Raw genomic sequence first — 18,207 nt, forward strand, 5'->3', positions numbered from 1 at the left:
CGCCGGCTAACGTACGAAACGCTCGATCGACTCCAGGCGGCCGGGAAGCTGGCAGCGACCGCTCCGGCCCGGGCCGGAGGCACGTCAACGCCGGCGCCCGCATCCGCTCGGCCAGCAACGATTCAGAGGCGTTCGATGATGAGTGCGTTGGCCATTCCGCCCGCCTCGCACATGGTCTGTAGGCCATACCTTCCGCCGGTGCGGGTGAGGGTGGACAGCAGCGTGGTCAGCAGTCTGGTGCCGGAGGAGCCGAGCGGATGGCCCAGGGCGATCGCGCCACCATGCCGATTGAGCCGCTCAGCGGGGAACGCGAACTCGCGCTGCCACATCAACGGCACACACGCGAAGGCCTCGTTGACCTCGACCGCGTCCATGTCGTGGATGGTCAGCCCGGCACGGGTCAACACCTGGGCCGTGGCGGGCAGGACCGCCGTGAGCATGAGGGTCGGGTCCGCCCCGGCGACCGCGGTCCGGTGCACGCGGGCCAAGGGCGAGAGACCGTACCGGCGGATCGCCTCGGCGCTGGCGACCAGGACGGCTGAGGCGCCGTCGGTGAGAGGCGAGGAGTTGCCGGCGGTGATCTGGAACGCGAGCCCGGGGAAGTGTTCGCCGGCCGACTCGTCTCGAAACGCCGGACGCAGCCCGGCCAGATCTTCGACGGTGGTGCCTGGCCTTACCGTCTCGTCCCGGTCGACCCGGCGCCCGGCGGGATCGGTGATCGGGAGCAGCTCGTGGGCGAACCAGCCATTGTCCGCAGCCTCCGCGGCGCGCTGGTGCGAACGAGCGGCGTACTCATCCATCTCCGACCGGCTGATGCTCCATCGGTCAGCCACGAGTTCGGCGGCGATGCCCTGCTTGACCAGGCCTTCCGGGTAGCGCGCGGCGATGCCCGGACCGTAGGGGTCTCGATCGAGCCAGTTGGACCACATGGGGGCCCGGCTCATCGACTCCACGCCGCAGGCGACCACGAGATCCTGGGCGCCGGCGGCGACCGCATGGGCGGCGAAGTGGACCGCCTGCTGGCTGGATCCGCATTGTCTGTCCACTGTGGTGGCTGGGACGGTGTGGGGGAATCCCGCCGCGAGCACCGCCTGCCGGGTGATGTTCATCGCCTGCTCGCCGGCCTGGGTCACGCAGCCGCCGATCACGTCGTCGATCAGCTCAGGTGCCACCCCGGTCCGCTCGAGCAGCCCGCGCAGCGTGGCCGCGAGCAGGTCCGCCGGGTGGATGCCCGACAGCGCGCCACCGGCCTTGCCCCGCCCGGACGGTGTCCGCACCGCGTCGATGAGATACGCCTCAGCCATTGCTGCCTCCAAACGCGTCGGACCAGCGATAGCCGGCCATGAGCTCGCGGGCCGCGACCAGGTACTGGATCGTCGGCGGTCCTTCCTCCAGCCAGTTCAGCCGGGCATCGCGGTAGAGCCGTTCGATCGGGGTATCCCGGGTGTAGCCGATGCCGCCGTGCACGAGCAGGGCACGGTCGGTCACTCGCCCGACCGCCTCCAGGCCGAACAACTTCACCAACGAGGCCTCGACCGGGATCCTTTGCCCGGCATCCCATTTGCGGGCGGCGTCGATGAGCATGTGCCGCAGGGCGTAGACGTCGGTGGCCATTTCGGCGAGGTAGCGCTGGATCGACTGCCGGGTTCCGATCGGCTTGCCGAACGTGACCCGACGGCGGGCGTGCGCGAGGCTGAGGTCCAGCGCACGCTGGGCCGTGCCGAGAGAACTCGCCGCGATGAAGACCCGGCTGATTTCCAGCACCCGCTCCAAATGATCCTGTCCCGAGCCCTCGGCGCCGATCAGGTTGGCGGCGGGCACCCGGACATCGTGGAACGTCAACTCGCCAAGTTCGCCCCCCTTGCAACCCATCGTCTCCGGCATCGGGCGCACAGTCAGGCCGGGGCGGTCCCGCTCGACCAGCAGCGCCGAGACGGCGGCGTCGCCGGTGCGGGCGAAGACGATGAAGTGTGACGCGATGTCGGAGTTGGTGATCAGCCATTTCCGACCGTTGACGAGGTAGTCGTCGCCGGACCGCACCGCGGTGGTGCCGAGGTCGGCCCCGGTGCCGAAGTCCGGTTCGGTCAGGCCGAACGCGACGGAGCGCGAACCGGAGGGCACGCCGGGCAGGATGGCCGCGCATTGTTCCGGCGACCCGATCTCAGACAGCGCGTGCGCGAACGAGTTGTGCACGTGCACGAGCACGCGGATGCCGCCCTGCACCTTGGCGAACTCCGCGATGATCGGTAAGTACTGCTCGATGCTCAGGCCGGCCCCACCATACTGCTCGGGTACGAGCAGGCCGAGTGCTCCCATGTCGCGCAGCATGGGCATCAGTCGGCTCAGAGGCAGTTCCTCGCGATCCTCGATCTCGGTCGCGAGTGGGTCGAGGTCGCGCCAGATCGCCTCGAACAGGCGGTCTCGAAGTGCGTCATACGGGTTGGGGCTCATCGCCGGTTACACCACCTTGGATCGGGGAAAGGTCTCACGCCGGGCCATCGTCCAATGTGGTTGGTTGCGGATAGGATACGTCGACGGGCCGGGGTGAACCCGTCGTCTATCCACTTTGGACGTAAGGGAGCGGCATGGAGCCCTCGCGGCAGACCACGACCGGCGCGGCCGATGTCGCCGGCAAAGTGATCTGGATCACCGGCGCTAGCCGCGGGCTCGGCCGCGCGATCGCCGTCGCGCTGGGTCGGGCCGGTGCGCACCTCGCGGTGACGGCGCGGACCCGGACACCGCTCGACGCGCTCGCCACGGAGCTCGCCGCCGATCTCACCAGCGCGGGCGGGTCGGTGCTGGTCGCCGAGGGTCAGGTCAACGACAGCGAGCGGATGGCCGCGATCGCCGACGCGGTCGTCGCGCGGCACGGCCGCCTCGACGTGCTGGTCAACATGGCGGGCATTAACCCGACCGTGGCCCGCAGCGAGCAGCTGTCGGACCCGGCGTGGTCGGAGGTCGTCGACGTGAACCTCGCCGGCACCTTCTACTGCAGCCGGGAGGCGGGCCGGCACATGCTGGCGGCCGGACGCGGCAGCGTCATCAACGTCTCGTCGGTGCACGGGTCGACCGGCGTGGCACGGATGGCCGCCTACGCGGCGAGCAAGGGTGGCGTGGAGAACCTCACCCGGGCGTTGGCGCTGGAATGGGCGGAGCGGGGTGTCCGGGTGAACTGCCTGGCTCCCGGCTACTTCCGCACCGACCTGACCGAGGCCTACCTGAACGGGCCGCGCGGCGCGCAGGTCCTCGCCGCCATCCCGATGGGCCGCTTCGGTGAGCCGGACGAACTGGTCGGCGCCGTCAGGTTCCTGGCCAGCGACGCGGCCTCGTACGTCACCGGCAGCACGCTCTTCGTCGACGGCGGCTGGACGGCTCACTGAGCCACGCACCGGGGGACTGTGCTCACCGGTCGGCCCGGCGGCGGAACGACCACAGCTGGGCCGCCCGCTCCAGTTCAGTCGCCACCTCCCAGGGCAGCCCGGGTGGGTTGGCCTGCCTCCGGAACGAGGCGGTCATCATCCTCGCCAGCGCCGGGTCCTGGGCGACGCGGTGGGCGAGATCGTACGCGGTCGCCTCGACCGCACCGTCGTCGACGGCCGTCCAGGCGATCCCGAGGTCGACCGCGCGCTGGCCGGAGAGTTCCTCGCCGAACAGCGTCGCCGCTGCGGTGGCCTCCCGTCCGGCGACGCGGGCGAGCAGTCCGAAGTGGCCGCCGCCGGGATGCACGCCGATGCGGCCGAACCCCGCGATGAGCCGGGCGTCCCGGGCGACCACGCGCAGGTCCGTGGCGAGCGCGAGGTTCAGCCCGGCGCCCACGGCGGCGCCGCGCACCGCCGCGATCGTCGGCGGCGCCGCGTTGCCGACCCGGATGAACGTGCGGTAGACGGTGTCGATGGCGTCGAAGTTCTCCGTCGCCACGGGATCGGCGTACACCGCGGCCAGCATGCCGAGGGCGCCACCCGCGCAGAAGGCTGGGCCGCCGGTGATCACCAACGCTCCCACGTCCGGCCGCCGGTCGACCTCGTCAACGGCGGCGACGACGTCCGCGGCCATCGCCGGAGTCAGGGCGTTGCGCCGTTCGACGGCGTTGAGGCGGAGGACCGCGACATGGTCGCTGACCTCCAGCGTGACGTCACTCATGGACTTCCTCATCGGGCAGCCGGATGGTTCCGGACTCGGCGAGTTGGCGGATCTGGTCGTCGGTGAAGCCGCTCTCGGTGAGCACCTGGTACGCGTGCTCGCTCAGCCTCGGGGCGCCCGGGAGGTCGGGCGGAGGGCTGACGCCGAAGCGGATCGCGGAGCGGGCGATGCGCAGCGCGCCCTCGGTCGGGTGCCTCACGCGCTGGAAGAAGTCGACGGCGTCGAGGTGCGGATCGGACAGGAGGTCGTCCACGCGCTGGACCGCGACCGCGGGGATGCCCAGCTCGTCCAGACGGGCCAGCCAGTGCGCGCTGGTGTCGCTGGCCAGCGCCCGTTCGACCAACTGGTAGAGCTGGTCGATGTGTCGGGTCCGGGCCGCGATCGTGGCGAACCGGGGGTCCTGGCTGAGCTCGGGCTCGCCGATGAGGTCGAAGAACGCCAGCCACTGCCGGTCGGTGTAGACGACCACGCCCAGATATCCGTCGGTGGTGCGGTACGGGCGACGGTACGGAGTGGACAGTCGGGCGTAACCCGACGGACCGGTGGGTGGGTCGAAGATGTGGCCGCCCTGCAACTCCAGCGCGGTGAATCCCGCCATCGCCTCAAACATCGGCACCTCGATCGCCTGACCGGTCCCGGTCCGCTCGCGGTGCAGCAGGGCGGTGGTGATGGCCCCGAAGGCGAGCAGGCCGACGACCTTGTCGGCGATCGTCGCGTGGACATATCGGGGCGGACCATCCGCGCCGCCCTGCGCCGCGGCCACCCCACTGATCGCCTGGATGACGTCGTCGTACGCGGCCTTGTCGCGGTAGGGACCCGTACTGCCGAAGCCGATGACCGAGCAGGAGATGAGGCGTTCGTTGACCGCGCGCAGTCGCGGATAGTCCAACCCGAGCTTGGTGACGGCGGCCGGCCGGAAGTTGTGGATCAGGACGTCACACCGTCGTACGAGCGCGAGCAGGGCCGCCTGCCCGGCGTCCTGCTTCAGGTCGATCGCGATGCTTCGCTTGCCGTGATTGGCATTGAGAAAGATCGGGCCCATGCCGGGGTGTCGGCCCTGGCCGATCGTCCGGGTGATATCACCGGCCGGTTCCTCCACTTTGATGACGTCCGCCCCGGCGTGGGCGAGCTGGAGCGAACAGAACGGGCCCATGAGGGTGTTGGACAGGTCGAGGACGGTGATGCCGTTCAGCGGAGCGTCGGGGTTCATCGTGGGCGGCATCAGCGACCGGCCGACGTGATGACCCGCAGATCGCAATAGGCGTCCAGGCCCCACGGCCCGTTCTCCACGCCGATCCCGCTGAGCTTGTGGCCACCGAACGGCAGGTGCGGCACCACGCCTCCGCCGTGGACGTTGAGGGATACCTGACCGGCGTCGAGCTGGTCGGCGACCGCTCTGGCCCGGTCGAGGTCGTTCGACCACACGGACGCGGTCAGTCCGTACGGCCCCCGATTGGCGCTCCTGATCACGTCCGCGGTGTCGCGGAACGCCACAACCGGGAGCACCGGGCCGAACTGTTCCTCGTCGACGACCCGGACGCCGTCGGTGACGTTGTCGAGGATGGTCGGTTCGTAGAAGTATCCGGGCCGAGCCGGTTGGCGGCCCCCGGCGGCCACTGTCGCACCGTGGTCAAGGGCGTCCCGGACAAGCTCGGCCACCCGGTCGCGCTGGGCCGGGTTGTTCAGCGGCCCGAGCCGTACCGCCGGATCTGACCCGTCGCCGACCTTCGTGCTGGCCGCGATCGTGGCGAGCGCCTCGACCAGCTCCGCGTGGATCGACTCGTGCGCGTAGACCCGCTTGACCGCGCGGCAGATCTGGCCATTGTTGGTGAACGCGTTCCAGAACAATGTCTCGGCGATCGCGGTGACATCGACGTCATCGAATATGATCGCGGGGTCGTTGCCGCCGAGTTCGAGGGTGACGCGCTTCAGCCCGGCCGCGGCCGCCTGGGCCACCTTGATGCCGGTGGCGGTCGAACCGGTAAAGCTGACTTTGCGGGGCGTCGGGTGCGCCACCAGCGCCGCCCCGAGCGGGTCCGGACCGGCGATGATGTTGAGGACACCCGCCGGCAGCACCCGCCGCAGCAGGTGCCCGACCGCGAGGGTGGTCAGCGGGGTGAACGGCGAGGGTTTGAGCACCATCGTGTTGCCGGCCCGCAGGGCCGGCGCGATCTTCCAGACCGCGAGCACCAGCGGCACGTTCCACGGAGTGATCGCGGCGACCACACCGAGCGGGCGGCGCTGCACGGCCGCCCGGCCGTCGAGGTGCGGGACGTCCTCATGACCGAGCTGCAGGTCGGCGAAGTAGCGTAGCCAGACTGCGGCCCGGGTGAACTCCGACCGCGCCTCGGCCAGCGGTTTGCCCTGCTCGGCCGTGAGCAGACCGGACAGCTCGTCGGTGGCGGCGTCGATGGCGTCGGCCGCGGCGTGCAGTGCCTGCCGCCGGGCCCCTTCATCCGACTGCCAGGGCTGGCAGGCTCGCTCGGCCGCCGCGAAGACGCCGTCGAGCTGATCTGGCGTGACCGATGGCGCGTACCCCACGACGTGCTCGGTCGCCGGGTTGAGCACGGCGAAGGTGGCGGTGGTCGGCACGTCGATGCCGTCCGCCGTCGCGGCGAAGAGTGTGGAAAGGTCCGGGCGATCGACGCCGGGGGAGTTGGTCACGCGTGCCCTCACTTCGTCTCGTCGGTTTGTCGCCGGTCGTCTCGCAGTCGGCTCCCAGGTGGAGTGTCTTGACCGGCGGGAGCGACCGGCCGGAATCAGCTGACGCGGTTGGTCCAGGGCAGGTGCCCGCGCAGCGCGTCGACGTTCGCGGCCACCAGGCTGGCCAGGCGCTCGATGTAGTGCGGAGTCTGGCCGGCTTTGTGCGGGGTGACGATGACGTTCGGCAGGTCCCACAGGGGCGAGGCGGCCGGCAAGGGCTCGGTCTCGAACACGTCGAGGCCGGCGCCGCGCAGCGACCCGACGGTCAATGCGTCGATGAGGGCCCGCTCGTCCACCACGGATCCTCGGCCGACGTTGACCAACCACCCGGCGCCCAACGCCGCGAAGGCCCGGGTGGAGAGCAGTTGGTGCGTCTGGGGCCCGCCCGGCAGGCAGGCGACCAAAATATCAGCTCGTTCACATACCTCGATACATCGCTGTGGCGCCAGTACCTCGCTTGCGCAGCCCTGGTAGGTGCCCGGGTCACGCTTGGTGCCGATGACGGTGAGATCCCATCCGGTGGCGCGGCGGGCGACCGCCTCCCCGACCGAGCCCAGGCCGAGGATGCCCAGGGTCATCCCGCCGATCTCGAAGTCGGTGCGGCCGTCCCAGCGCCGCTCGGTGGCGCATCGTACGGAGTGCCCGATCCCTCGGGTGAGCCCGAGCAGGAGCGCGAACACGTGCTCGGCGATGACCGTGCTCTGGATTCCGGCCGCGTTGGTGAACACGACGCCCCGGTCCCGGAACTGGTCGAGCGGGTACTGCTCGTAGCCCACCCCTTGGCCCTGGACCCAGCGCAGCGAGGGTTGCAGGTAGGCGTCGCGCCACCGGTAGGTGACCAGGATCGAGGCGCCGTCGGCCAGGGCGGCCACCACGCCGGCCTCATCCACGGGGCAACTGACCGGCAGGCCGGTGCGGCGCCGGATGGCCTCAGCGACCGCCGGTACAGCGGCACTCGCCACCGTCGTCGGGTGGACGACGACGCTCAGGGCATCGGTGGGCGACACGGAACCTCCGAGGATGCGACAACGGATCATAGACTATCTGTAATTCATGCCAAGTCAAGCACGCGTCGCCGTGTGAGGCAACTGTCCACAAGGGACGAACGGGAACCGATAATGCAGCTAGACAAAGGGATCGATGATTAGCGCGCCACTCAGGCCAGTCTCGCCGACTCCTTGACACCCTCCGACACTATAGATAATCTGTCGTCCCGTCGACCGATGGCGGCGGTTCGGGAAGGCGGCGGCAGTGTTCGATCTGGCAATAAGAGGCGCCGTACTGGTGGACGGCAGTGGGGCCCCGCGGCGCGTCGCCGACGTCGGTATCCAGGGCGACCGCGTGGTCGCGGTGACCCCGTCGGGCCAGCTTGGTGCCGCGCACCGCGACGTCGACGGCGCCGGCAAGGTGCTTGCGCCCGGCTTCGTCGACCCGCACAGCCACACCGACTTCACCACGCTGGCCAACCGCGACGCGCAGAGCACGATCCGGCAGGGCGTCACCACTGAGGTGGTGGGCAACTGCGGCCTCAGTCTGGCTCCCGTCACCGACGAGTCGGCCCCCATCGTCGCGCTGCGGCTGCGGTCCAAGGGCTACGACGGGCCACCGACCTGGCGTACCTTCGCCGACTACCTCGACATGGTGCGGCAGGGCGGGATCTCACAGAACCTCGCCCATCTGGTCGGGCACAGCACGGTGCGCGCCGCCGCCGGGGTGACCGGTCGTACCCCTTCCGACGATCAGCAGCGGGCCATGCGGGCCTTCGTCGCCGAGGCGATGGAGGCGGGCGCCTACGGCCTGTCGTCCGGGCTGGAGTACGACCTGGGCGCGCTGGCCGGGGTCGAGGAGCTCGCCGACCTCGCCCAGGTCGTCGCGCGTTACGGCGGCCTCTACGCCAGCCACATTCGCAACCGTGACGCCGCGATCCTCGACGCGATCGACGAGTTCCTCACCGTGGCCCGGATCGGCAATGTGCCGGGGCAGGTGTCGCACCTCAACGTCCGGCACGACAGTGGCGCGCCCGACCGTGGCTGGGAACGGGCGGTGCAGTTGCTGGTGGATGCGCGCGCGCAGGGCCTCGACGTCCAGGCGGACACGACGCCGTTCCCGCACGGGCTGGGCCGCATGGACGGGCTGCTGCCCAGCTGGGTATATGCCGGTGGTCGCGCGGGAGCGGCCCAGTTGCTGGCCGATCCGTCCGTCCGGCTGCGGCTACGGGCGGACTGCGACCGGTACTGGCGGTTTCTGAGCAAGGGACAGTGGCATCGGGCCCGGATGCAGAACAGCCTGCAGTTCCCGGAGTTCAACGGCCGCACCATCGCCGAGATCGCGCAAGCCCGCGGGCAGGATCCCTGGGATGCCTACTTCGACATGCTGGCCGCGGCCGGTGAGGCGATGGGACAGATGAGCATGGTCGGCGATCTGTTCACCGAGGAGCATCTCGCCGAGATGGTCTCGCATCCGCTGTTCAGCCTGGGCAACGACGCGTACAGCAGTACCGACACCGGTCCTCTCAGTGCCTTGACGCAGAGCCCGCTGCCCTATAACGGACACGTCTACTACCTCACCCACCACGTGCGTGAGCGGGGCACGCTGACCCTGGAGGAGGCCGTCCGCAAGATGTCCGGAATGCCGGCCGCTCGCTTCGGTCTGCGGGCTCGTGGCCTGGTCCGGGAGGGCTACTTCGCCGATCTGGTGCTGTTCGACTTCGACCGGCTCAACTCCCGCTCGACCTTCGCCAATCCGGCGGTGTACCCCGACGGCATCGATATGGTGCTCGTCAATGGGGTGGTCGTGGTCGAGAATGGTACGCACCTCGGACACCGCCCCGGCCACGTGCTGCGGCACCGATGAGGGCGTCATCGTGAACACGACGAGCTATGACATGACAGGGAGCGTTGGGTTGATGGGTGCAGACAATCGGCCGCGCCGGGTGGCTGGGCAGTCGCCGGCTCCGGCGCCCGGCCGGGCCCCTCGGCTGCCAGCCGCCCGCACCCAGACGTCGCGCCGGGAGGAGATCCTGGTCGAGCTGCGCGAGGCGATCGTCACCGGCCGGTTGCAGGCCGGCGAGCAGCTCAAGCAGGACGACATCGCGGAGCGGTACGGGTCGAGTCCTGGCCCGGTGCGGGAGGCGCTTCGACAACTCGTGAGCGAGGGCTTGGCCGAACACCACCCCAACCGGGGATCGTTCGTCTCCTACGTCTCCACCGAGGAGATGCTGGAGGTCTTCCTCCCGATCCGGGTGGCGGCCGAAAACTACGCCTTCCGCAAGATCTCCCATGACCTGGACGACCAGCTCATGCTGGCGCTGGAGGAACAGATCGCGGAGATGGAGGTTGGCGCGGCGGCCGGGGATATGGCCGCCGTGATCGAGGCTGACGTTCGTTTCCACGCGCTGGCAGTGCACGCGGCGGGCTCGGTGCACGTCAGCCAACTCTGGGAGAGCGTGTTGTCGCGCATCAGGGTGCTGTTGTACCGGCTGGCCCCGCAGCACGGCACGCTGGGCGAGATCGTCGCTGAGCACCGCCTGCTCTACGGTGCGCTTCAATCTGGCAACGCCACCCTGATCCGCACCGTCGTCGAGTGCCACATCCTGGGCTCTTCGTCGACGTTGCTGGTGTCGGAATGGACCTCGATCGAGGGGAAGCCGGCGCCATGAAGCGGACCGCACTCGTGACGGGTGGCTGTAGCGGCATCGGGGCCGCAGTGGTCGACCGACTGCGCGCCGACGACATTCGCGTCCTCACCCTGGATATCGACGATCGGGCCGACGTGGTCGTCGATGTCGGCGACCCGGCCGCGGTCGACGCCGCGCTGGCCGGGGCGGTGGGCCGCGACGGCGTGGACATCCTCGTCAACAGCGCCGGCATCGTGGGCGCCAACCGGCCGTTGCTGGAGACCACCGACGAGCAGTGGCGTCAGGTGCTCACCGTGAATGTGCTCGGTACGGTCAACCTGTGTCGGGCGCTCGCGCCGGGCATGGTCGAGCGGGGCTGGGGCCGGATCGTGAACCTGGCGAGCATGGCGGGCAAGGACGGCAACGTCGGACTGTCGGCCTACTCCGCGTCCAAAGCGGCCGTGATCGCGTTGACGAAGTCGCTCGGCAAGGAACTCGCCGGCACGGGGGTGCTGGTGAATTCGGTCGCCCCCGCGGTGATCGATACCCCGATGAACGGGGCCACCGCGCCGGAGGTACTCGAACGGCTCAGCGCGATGATTCCGCTGGGTCGGATCGGTCGACCCGACGAAGTGGCCGAGCTGGTGTGGTTTATCGCGTCCGACCGGTGCAGTTTCTCGACCGGTGCGGTCTTTGATGCCAGTGGCGGACGCGCCACCTACTAACAGCGGGTAACGACACAGCCGGCCGCGATCTCGGCCTGGCTCACCTGACGTACCCCCGCATGGGGTGAACGCGGGTGCCCTCGTCCGTTTCATCCGTTTTACTCCATTCTGGAAGTCCGCTGAACCGGATCAGCCACCCCCTGGGAGTCACAATGAGCGATAGCGGAAACGACCTGTCCCGTACGGCTAGGCAGCCCTTCAGTCGACGGCGGTTCCTGTCCGGAGCCGCACTCGTCGGTGGAACGCTGGCGGTGTCGCCCTTCATGCTCGCCGGCTGCTCGGACGATGCTTCCGAGGGCCCCGCCGAAATGGTGGAGCTCATCACCGGCGCGCAGCTTGGTGACTTCACCACCTTCGATCCCTACTTCGTGCTCGCCTTTGACCGGTTGCAGCATTTCCAGATCTACGACCCCCTGGTCCGGATCGGGGCCGAGCAGGGCACCTATAGCCCCTGCCTCGCGACGGCCTGGACCATGGCCCCGGACGGCCTCTCGCTCACGCTCACCCTGCGGGAGGACGTGAAGTTCCACAGTGGAGCATCGATGGCCGCGGCCGACGTGGTGGCCAACATCGAGCGCGCCCGTGACACCACCGTCGGCCACACCCTCTCCGGCGGCGCGGCGGTCATCAAGGGGGTGAGCGCCGTCGACGCCAAGACCGTCCGCATCGAGTACAACCGCCCGATCCCGGAGGGCGTGGCGCTGGACCTGATGGCCTCGCTGTTCATCATCGAACCGGCCGCGGTGCCGAACGTGAAGACGAGCCCGTCCGGCACCGGACCGTACAAGTTCGTGAGCTTCAAACCGGGCGAGCAGCTGAAGCTCGAGGCCAACCCGAACTACTGGCAACCAGGCCTGCCGAAGACCAAGACCATCATCATCAAGACGTTCACCGACGCGTCCTCGATGGTGCTCAACCTCAAGGGCAAGGAGGTCGACTGGGTGCTCGGCCTCGACTACAACCAGGTCGACGCGCTGGCCCGGGAAGGGTTCACGGTCCGCCAGGAGACCTCGCTCGGCGGGTACTGGACGCTGCTGCTCAACGTCCGGCGGCCGGTCTTTTCGGACAAGAGGGTCAGGCAGGCGATCAGCTTCGCGCTCGACCGGGAGAAGGTCGTCAAGGCGGTGTTCGCCAACCAGGCCACGGCGACCTCGACGCCCTTCTACTCCAAGTCGTTGGCGGTCTACCAGGCCGCCGACGTCAACCGGTACGCCTTCAACCTGGACCGGGCCAAGAGTCTGCTCGAAAGCGCTGGGGTCACCAACCTGCAGTTCGAAGCCATGTGGCTCAGCTCGCTGCCGCAGGCCGGACCAATCCTGGAGATCCTGCAGGCGGACCTTGCCAAGATCGGTGTGAAGGTCGACATCAAGACCTTCCCCGCGGCGCAGGGCCAGGAACGGTACACCAAGGCCGACTTCGACTGCTTCCTGTCGGCCCTCGCGGTGCCGGCCCGGGACCCGAACTACGTCTACACGCTGCCCCCGATGCTGCCCACCGCGGCCAACCGGCTCGGCTATGTCGACCCGCGTTACCAGCAGCTGGCCACCGCGGCCGCGTCCGAACTGGACTCGAGCAAGCGGCAGACGATGTACGGCCAGCTGCGGGACATCCTCGTCGACGAGCAGATCGTGGTCCCGATCGCGTCTCGCCCGGTGCTGTACGCCTTCCAGTCGAGCGTTTCCGGCTTCGACAGCGCGGTCGGCGACCTGGCCATCCTGTCGGGCCTGTCCAAGACCAAGTAGCCGGCTTGCGCACGGCCTTCTCCGCACCTCCGGCTGCGGGGGAGGCCGTGCGCCGGGCCACTGTCCATTGTCGACTCGGGAGGTGATCTGTTGGGCGCATATGTCAGGCGGCGGTTCGCCGGGCTGGTGATCGTGGTGTTCGTCGCCTCGGTCATCGTGTTCTCGCTCGTGCGGGTGCTACCGGGTGATCCGGCGGTGACGATCCTGGGGCAGGACGCGACCGAGGAGCAACTCGAGGCGGTACGCACCAGCCTCGGGCTGGATGAGCCGATCACGACCCAGTACTGGCTCTGGATCTCCCGCGCCGCCACCGGTGACTTCGGGTACTCGTACGCCACCGGTTACCCGGTGGTCGAGCTCATCGCCAACCGGGTGCCGGCCACGCTGCACCTGGTCGTCGCCGGGCTCCTGCTGGCGACCGTGCTCGGCGTGTCGAGCGGCATCATCGCCGCGCTCAACCGGGGCAAGCTCGTCGACAAGGTCATCAATGCGATGAACATGGCCACCCTGGGCGTGCCGTCGTTCTCGCTCGGCCTGGTGCTGCTGATGGTGTTCGGCCTGTCCCTGAACTGGCTACCGATGTCGGGCTATGTCTCGCTCTGGGACGATCCGGTCGACGCCATCACCCATCTGATCCTGCCGGCCGGCACGCTCGGCATTCTCATCATGCCGCAGCTGTCCTGGTTGGTTCGCGACGGCATGCTGGCGAACCTGGAGCAGGATCACGTCCGGACCGCGACGTCGATGGGGCTACCCCGATCGGTGATCGTGCGTTCCAACCTGCTGCGCAACGCATTCAGCCCGGTGCTCACGCTGCTCGGCCTGACCACCGGCAAGTTGCTGGCCGGTGCCGTGATCATGGAGTCGGTGTTCTCCTGGCCGGGTCTGGGCAGTCTGGCCTTGCGGTCGGTGCTCAGCGATGACTACCCGACGGTCCAGGCGGTCGTGCTGCTCGCGGTGGTGACCGTCGTGGTGGTCAACCTGCTCACCGACCTGCTGCACGCCAAGCTCGACCCGCGCGTGATGAAAGGCGACTGATGGCCCACCCCCCACAGCCACCGCGGCCAGCCGTGCTGCCACCCTCCGTGCCGGCACCAGCGCGACCACCCTTCACCGAGACACCCGCACCCATGGCCGGGACGCCCACGGCCGGACCGCCCGGCACCGGGCCGGGTGACGCGGCGGCCCGGACAGGCGTGCTGCGCCTGGTGTTGGGCCATCCCACCGGATTCATCGGTGCCTGCGGCGTCGCCGTGGTGCTCGTCATCGCCCTGTTCGGCCCGATGCTCGCTCAGCACGGCCCGTACGAGCTGGCCGGCGATCCGCTCACCGGCCCGTCGAGCACGCACTGGCTGGGGACCGACAACCTGGGCCGGGACCTGCTGAGTCGGATCGCGGTCGGGCTGCGCATGTCGCTGATCGTGGCGCTCACCGCCACCATCATCGCGGCCGTGGTCGGGGGCGCGCTCGGCATGCTGGCCGGCTTCATCGGTGGCCGCACGGACCGGTTCGTCATGCGGTGCTGGGACGTGGTGCTCGCCTTTCCCGACATCATCCTCGCCATCGCGATCACCGCGGTGCTGGGCAGCGGTATGTGGACAGCGGTGCTGGCGATCGCGGCGGTCGGCATGCCGTCCTTCGCCCGGCTGGCCCGCTCAGCCACCCGTACCGAACGCAACCTCGACTATGTGCTGGCCGATCTGGTCGCGGGCGCGGGGCGGGTCAACATCCTGCTCCGGTCGGTGCTCCCCAACGTCGCGGGACCATTGGTGCTGTTCCTCATGACCTCGATCCCCCACGCGATCATCCTGGAGGCCGGGCTGAGCTACCTGGGATTGAGCGAGCAGGCACCCACCCCTTCCCTCGGCGCGATGATCAATACGGCGCGCAACTATCTGGTCGAGACGGTGTGGTTCGAGATCGTGCCGATCGTGGCGCTGTTCCTCGTCACTGTTTCGGTGATGCTGATCGGCCTGCGGCTGTCCGACGCGCTCGACCCGGCGCGGCGATACACCCGCCGGGCGATCCGTCGTGGTTCGGGTGGCACCGCATGAGCGCCGGCGGTGAGGCCGCGGTGCTGGAGCTGAACGACCTACGGGTCAGCTACCTCACCGGAGCCACCGGCGAGGTGGAAGCGGTGAAGGGGGTCTCCCTGCGGCTCGCGCCAGGCGAGACGGTCGCGCTGGTCGGTGAGTCGGGCAGCGGCAAGACCGCGGTGTCGCTGTCCGCTCTGCGGCTCATTCCCGACAGCCGGGCCCGGATCGAGGGAGACGTCCGCTTTCGCGGCACCGACCTGTACGAGCTGGACCCGAACGAGTTGCGCCGGATCCGTGGAGCGCGGATGTCGATGGTGTTCCAGGACCCCATGACGGCGCTCAACCCGCTGGTGCGGGTGGGTGACCAGATCGCGGCCGCGCTGCGGGCCCACACGTCGCTGGACCGGACACAGATCCGAGCCCGGGTGTTGGAACTGCTGGACCTGGTCGGCATCAACGACGTCGCGCAGCGCGCCCGCGCGTACCCGGACGCGCTCTCCGGCGGGATGCGCCAGCGAGCGGTCATCGCCCTGGCGCTGAGCTGCCAGCCGGAGCTGCTGATCGCCGATGAGCCGACGACGGCCCTCGACGTCACCATCCAGGCGCAGATTCTCGACCTGTTGAAACGACTGCAGCGGGAGCTCAGTCTGTCCATCCTCCTGATCACCCACGATCTCGGGGTGGTGGCGGAGATGGCCCAGCGGGTCTATGTCATGTTCGCCGGTCGGGTGGTGGAGAGCGGATCGGTCGACGCGGTCCTCACCGCGCCGAGACACCCGTACACCCAGGGCCTGATCGCCGTGGTTCCCCGGATGGACCGGCCCAAGGGAGCCAACGAGGCGACGTTCGCCCGGTCCGCGCTCAGCGGAGTAGCGCCGTCCGGCTGCGAGTTCCGGCTGCGCTGCCCGCTCGCCACGGCCGCGTGTGAGGACGTGCCCCGGCTTGAGCCGGACGCTCAGGGCCAGCAGGTCGCCTGCTGGCATGCCGCCACCCCGACCGGGCGCACCCGGTCTCCCATCGGCGACGAGGATGGTGTGTGATGGGCGGCGCCAAGGGCGGGCCGAACCCCCGGCCGCTGGTCGAAGTCCGGGATCTCTGCGTGGATTTCGCCGTGCCGGGCCGGGGTCGCGACGGCAAGCGCCGGGTGCTGCACGCCGTGGCCGGGGTGAGCCTCGATGTGTCGGTCGGTGAGACCTTCGGTCTGGTCGGTGAATCGGGCAGTGGCAAGACCACTCTGGGCCGGGCCGTGCTGCGGCTGCAGCCGACGGTCGCGGGCACGGTGGCCTTCGACGGCCGGGAGATCACCAGCCTGAACCAGCGGGCGCTGCGACCGGTCCGCCGGGACATGCAGATGATCTTCCAGGATCCGTACTCCAGCCTCAACCGGCGCCTCACCATCGGCGAACTGATCCGGCGGCCGATGCGGATCCAGGCCACCCAGCCGGTGGCGACGCAGCACGCCCGGGTGACTGAGCTGCTCGACCTGGTCGGGCTGCCCCGCACGATGCTGGGTCGCTACCCGGTGGAGCTCTCCGGTGGCCAACGCCAGCGGGTCGGCATCGCCCGGGCGCTCGCCACCCAGCCGAAGTTCATCGTCTGCGACGAGCCGATCTCGGCGCTCGACGTGTCGGTCCAGGCCCAGATCATCGACCTGCTGCGTCGGCTGCAGGACGAGCTCGGCGTCGCCTACCTCGTGATTGGACATGACCTCGCCGCGGTGCGCGACATGTCCGACACAGTGGGGGTGATGTACCTCGGTTCGCTGGTCGAGCGGGCACCCACGGCCGATCTCTTCGGCTCGACGCTGCACCCTTACACGCGGGCGCTGATCTCGGCCGCCCCGATTCCGGATCCCCGGATCCAGCGCAGCCGTGAGCGGATCATCCTGCAGGGCGAGCTACCCAGCCCACTCGACGCACCCAAGGGGTGCGCGTTCGCCAGCCGATGCCCGGTCAGCCAACAACGCTGTTGGATCGAGCGCCCCGCGCTCGAGGAAGCCATTCCCGGCCACCTGGTCGCGTGCCATTTCTGGCGCGACAGCCTGAGCCTGGCCCGCCCGCCGATCCACCCCAGTTCATGAGGAGCAGCAATGTCTGATATCAGGATCACCGAGGTCGAAGCACTGTACTTCCGGATGCCTGAGATCAAGGACCGCACCGACAGTTCCCAGGACGCTCTCGTCGTGCGCATCAGCACCGACCAGGGCGTCGTCGGTTACGGCGAGGTGGACGCGAACCCGCTCGTGGTCCAGGCCATCGTCAACGCACCCACCTCGCACCTGATGTCGCGCGGACTGCGGGACGTGCTCATCGGCGAGGATCCACTGGAGATCACTCGACTGCGGGACAAGATGTACCAGGCGACCCTCTACTATGGACGCAACGGAGCGGTGATCCAGGCCATGGCCGGCATCGATCTGGCCCTGTGGGACATCAAGGGCAAGCTGCTCGAGCAGCCGGTGTACAAGTTGCTGGGCGGCGGCGAGTTTGAAAGCATCCGCGCCTACGCCAGCCACATGTTCGCCTTCACGCCGGAAGAGACCCAGGCCCGCGCGACCCGCGCCGCGGCGGATGGCTTCCACGCGGTGAAGTTCGGCTGGGAGCCGCTCGGCCCCGACCCCGAGTTCGACCGCCAACTCGTCGCGGCGGTCCGGAACGGGGTGGGCTCCGGCGTAGATGTCATGATCGACGCTGGGCTGGCCTGGGACGCGAAGTCGGCGATCCAACGGTGCCGGCTGTTCGAGCCGTACAACCTGTTCTGGCTGGAGGAGCCCCTGCACCCGGACAACCTGCGCGGCTATCGCCGGTTGTCGGAGACGGTGGGAATGCGGATCGCGGCCGGTGAGCAGGAGTGCACTGCCGCGGGGTTCCAACAGCTGATGGACATCGGCAGTGTCGACGTGGTGCAGATCGACGTGACCCGGGTGGGGCTCACCGAGGCGGTGCGCATCGCGCGAATGGCTCACGAGCGCGGACTGCCGGTGGCGAACCACAATTTCACCACGGACATCAACACCGCGGCCTCGCTGCATTTCCTGGCCTGCGCCCCGAACGCGCTGATTCTCGAGTACTGCGTGGAAGAGAACCCGCTGCGTCGCAATATCGTGCGCAATCCGGTGAAGGTCGTTGACGGGCACGCGTACCTGCCCCAGGAGCCCGGTCTGGGCGTTGACGTCGACATCGAGGCGGTGTCCCAGTACCTGGTGCGGTCTGCCTAGCCGCGGGGCACCGACCAGGACTGTCCAA

16 protein-coding genes are annotated in these 18,207 nt (G+C 69.1%); 10 read left to right on the plus strand and 6 right to left on the minus strand.

Annotated elements, in window-relative coordinates:
- Positions 1-122: 122 nt before the first annotated feature.
- Both AB0H83_RS46465 and AB0H83_RS46470 read right to left on the minus strand, forming a co-directional pair.
- Positions 123-1,304 carry a thiolase family protein gene (locus AB0H83_RS46465; protein ID WP_360108542.1) on the minus strand — a complete coding sequence of 394 codons (1,182 nt, stop codon included), beginning with the start codon at positions 1,302-1,304 and terminating at the stop codon, positions 123-125.
- Positions 1,297-2,451 (minus strand): acyl-CoA dehydrogenase family protein, encoded by a 1,155-nt coding sequence (locus tag AB0H83_RS46470; RefSeq protein ID WP_360108545.1) that lies wholly within the window; start codon positions 2,449-2,451, stop codon positions 1,297-1,299. Before AB0H83_RS46470 ends, AB0H83_RS46465 begins: the two co-directional genes overlap by 8 nt.
- A 134-nt stretch (positions 2,452-2,585) precedes the next feature.
- On the opposite strand from AB0H83_RS46470, the gene AB0H83_RS46475 reads away from it, so the two are divergent.
- A complete protein-coding gene (locus AB0H83_RS46475) occupies positions 2,586-3,380 on the plus strand; it encodes a 3-oxoacyl-ACP reductase family protein (RefSeq protein WP_360108548.1) in 795 nt (264 codons plus the stop codon).
- Between the two features lie 22 nt (positions 3,381-3,402).
- Here AB0H83_RS46475 and AB0H83_RS46480 read toward each other — a convergent pair whose 3' ends face one another.
- The 4 genes from AB0H83_RS46480 to AB0H83_RS46495 form a co-directional block, all read right to left on the minus strand.
- Positions 3,403-4,140, minus strand: coding sequence for an enoyl-CoA hydratase-related protein (locus AB0H83_RS46480; RefSeq protein WP_360108551.1), 738 nt, complete (start codon positions 4,138-4,140; stop codon positions 3,403-3,405).
- Positions 4,133-5,350 carry a CoA transferase gene (locus tag AB0H83_RS46485; protein WP_360108554.1) on the minus strand — a complete coding sequence of 406 codons (1,218 nt, stop codon included), beginning with the start codon at positions 5,348-5,350 and terminating at the stop codon, positions 4,133-4,135. The genes AB0H83_RS46480 and AB0H83_RS46485 overlap by 8 nt, the downstream gene beginning before the upstream one ends.
- Before the next feature lie 11 nt (positions 5,351-5,361).
- Positions 5,362-6,816 carry an aldehyde dehydrogenase family protein gene (locus AB0H83_RS46490; protein ID WP_360108557.1) on the minus strand — a complete coding sequence of 485 codons (1,455 nt, stop codon included), beginning with the start codon at positions 6,814-6,816 and terminating at the stop codon, positions 5,362-5,364.
- 83 nt (positions 6,817-6,899) lie between these two features.
- Positions 6,900-7,850 carry a D-2-hydroxyacid dehydrogenase gene (locus tag AB0H83_RS46495; protein ID WP_360108560.1) on the minus strand — a complete coding sequence of 317 codons (951 nt, stop codon included), beginning with the start codon at positions 7,848-7,850 and terminating at the stop codon, positions 6,900-6,902.
- Between the two features lie 244 nt (positions 7,851-8,094).
- Between AB0H83_RS46495 and AB0H83_RS46500 the strand changes: the two genes are divergently transcribed.
- The 9 genes from AB0H83_RS46500 (at position 8,095) to AB0H83_RS46540 (ending at position 18,179) form a co-directional block, all read left to right on the plus strand.
- Positions 8,095-9,696 carry an amidohydrolase family protein gene (locus tag AB0H83_RS46500; protein ID WP_360108563.1) on the plus strand — a complete coding sequence of 534 codons (1,602 nt, stop codon included), beginning with the start codon at positions 8,095-8,097 and terminating at the stop codon, positions 9,694-9,696.
- A gap of 10 nt (positions 9,697-9,706) precedes the next feature.
- Positions 9,707-10,501 (plus strand): GntR family transcriptional regulator, encoded by a 795-nt coding sequence (locus AB0H83_RS46505; protein WP_360108566.1) that lies wholly within the window; start codon positions 9,707-9,709, stop codon positions 10,499-10,501.
- Positions 10,498-11,184: an SDR family NAD(P)-dependent oxidoreductase gene (locus AB0H83_RS46510; RefSeq protein WP_360108569.1), complete on the plus strand. Its 687-nt coding sequence runs from the start codon at positions 10,498-10,500 to the stop codon at positions 11,182-11,184. Before AB0H83_RS46505 ends, AB0H83_RS46510 begins: the two co-directional genes overlap by 4 nt.
- A gap of 251 nt (positions 11,185-11,435) precedes the next feature.
- Complete coding sequence (locus AB0H83_RS46515) at positions 11,436-12,926, plus strand: ABC transporter substrate-binding protein (protein WP_360108572.1); 1,491 nt, start codon at positions 11,436-11,438, stop codon at positions 12,924-12,926.
- A gap of 90 nt (positions 12,927-13,016) precedes the next feature.
- Positions 13,017-13,964, plus strand: coding sequence for an ABC transporter permease (locus AB0H83_RS46520; protein WP_360108575.1), 948 nt, complete (start codon positions 13,017-13,019; stop codon positions 13,962-13,964).
- A 92-nt stretch (positions 13,965-14,056) separates the two neighbouring features.
- Positions 14,057-14,980: an ABC transporter permease gene (locus tag AB0H83_RS46525; RefSeq protein ID WP_360108578.1), complete on the plus strand. Its 924-nt coding sequence runs from the start codon at positions 14,057-14,059 to the stop codon at positions 14,978-14,980.
- On the plus strand, positions 14,977-16,002 hold the full coding sequence (locus AB0H83_RS46530) for an ABC transporter ATP-binding protein (RefSeq protein WP_360108581.1): 1,026 nt from the start codon (positions 14,977-14,979) through the stop codon (positions 16,000-16,002). Before AB0H83_RS46525 ends, AB0H83_RS46530 begins: the two co-directional genes overlap by 4 nt.
- Positions 16,002-17,042, plus strand: a complete 1,041-nt coding sequence (locus AB0H83_RS46535; protein WP_360108584.1) for an ABC transporter ATP-binding protein — start codon at positions 16,002-16,004, stop codon at positions 17,040-17,042. Before AB0H83_RS46530 ends, AB0H83_RS46535 begins: the two co-directional genes overlap by 1 nt.
- A gap of 9 nt (positions 17,043-17,051) precedes the next feature.
- A complete protein-coding gene (locus tag AB0H83_RS46540) occupies positions 17,052-18,179 on the plus strand; it encodes a mandelate racemase/muconate lactonizing enzyme family protein (RefSeq protein WP_360108587.1) in 1,128 nt (375 codons plus the stop codon).
- Positions 18,180-18,207 lie beyond the last annotated feature (28 nt).

Source organism: Dactylosporangium sp. NPDC050688, from assembly GCF_040654515.1.
GTDB lineage: Bacteria > Actinomycetota > Actinomycetes > Mycobacteriales > Micromonosporaceae > Dactylosporangium.

Excerpts from the sequence above, each read along its gene's own strand:
- AB0H83_RS46470 (WP_360108545.1), bottom strand. The coding sequence starts at position 2,451 with ATGAGCCCCAACCCGTATGACGCACTTCGAGACCGCCTGTTCGAGGCG.
- AB0H83_RS46540 (WP_360108587.1), top strand. The coding sequence starts at position 17,052 with ATGTCTGATATCAGGATCACCGAGGTCGAAGCACTGTACTTCCGGATG.
- AB0H83_RS46510 (WP_360108569.1), top strand. The coding sequence starts at position 10,498 with ATGAAGCGGACCGCACTCGTGACGGGTGGCTGTAGCGGCATCGGGGCC.
- AB0H83_RS46465 (WP_360108542.1), bottom strand. The coding sequence starts at position 1,304 with ATGGCTGAGGCGTATCTCATCGACGCGGTGCGGACACCGTCCGGGCGG.
- AB0H83_RS46475 (WP_360108548.1), top strand. The coding sequence starts at position 2,586 with ATGGAGCCCTCGCGGCAGACCACGACCGGCGCGGCCGATGTCGCCGGC.
- AB0H83_RS46525 (WP_360108578.1), top strand. The coding sequence starts at position 14,057 with ATGGCCGGGACGCCCACGGCCGGACCGCCCGGCACCGGGCCGGGTGAC.
- AB0H83_RS46480 (WP_360108551.1), bottom strand. The coding sequence starts at position 4,140 with ATGAGTGACGTCACGCTGGAGGTCAGCGACCATGTCGCGGTCCTCCGC.
- AB0H83_RS46485 (WP_360108554.1), bottom strand. The coding sequence starts at position 5,350 with ATGAACCCCGACGCTCCGCTGAACGGCATCACCGTCCTCGACCTGTCC.
- AB0H83_RS46530 (WP_360108581.1), top strand. The coding sequence starts at position 14,977 with ATGAGCGCCGGCGGTGAGGCCGCGGTGCTGGAGCTGAACGACCTACGG.
- AB0H83_RS46535 (WP_360108584.1), top strand. The coding sequence starts at position 16,002 with ATGGGCGGCGCCAAGGGCGGGCCGAACCCCCGGCCGCTGGTCGAAGTC.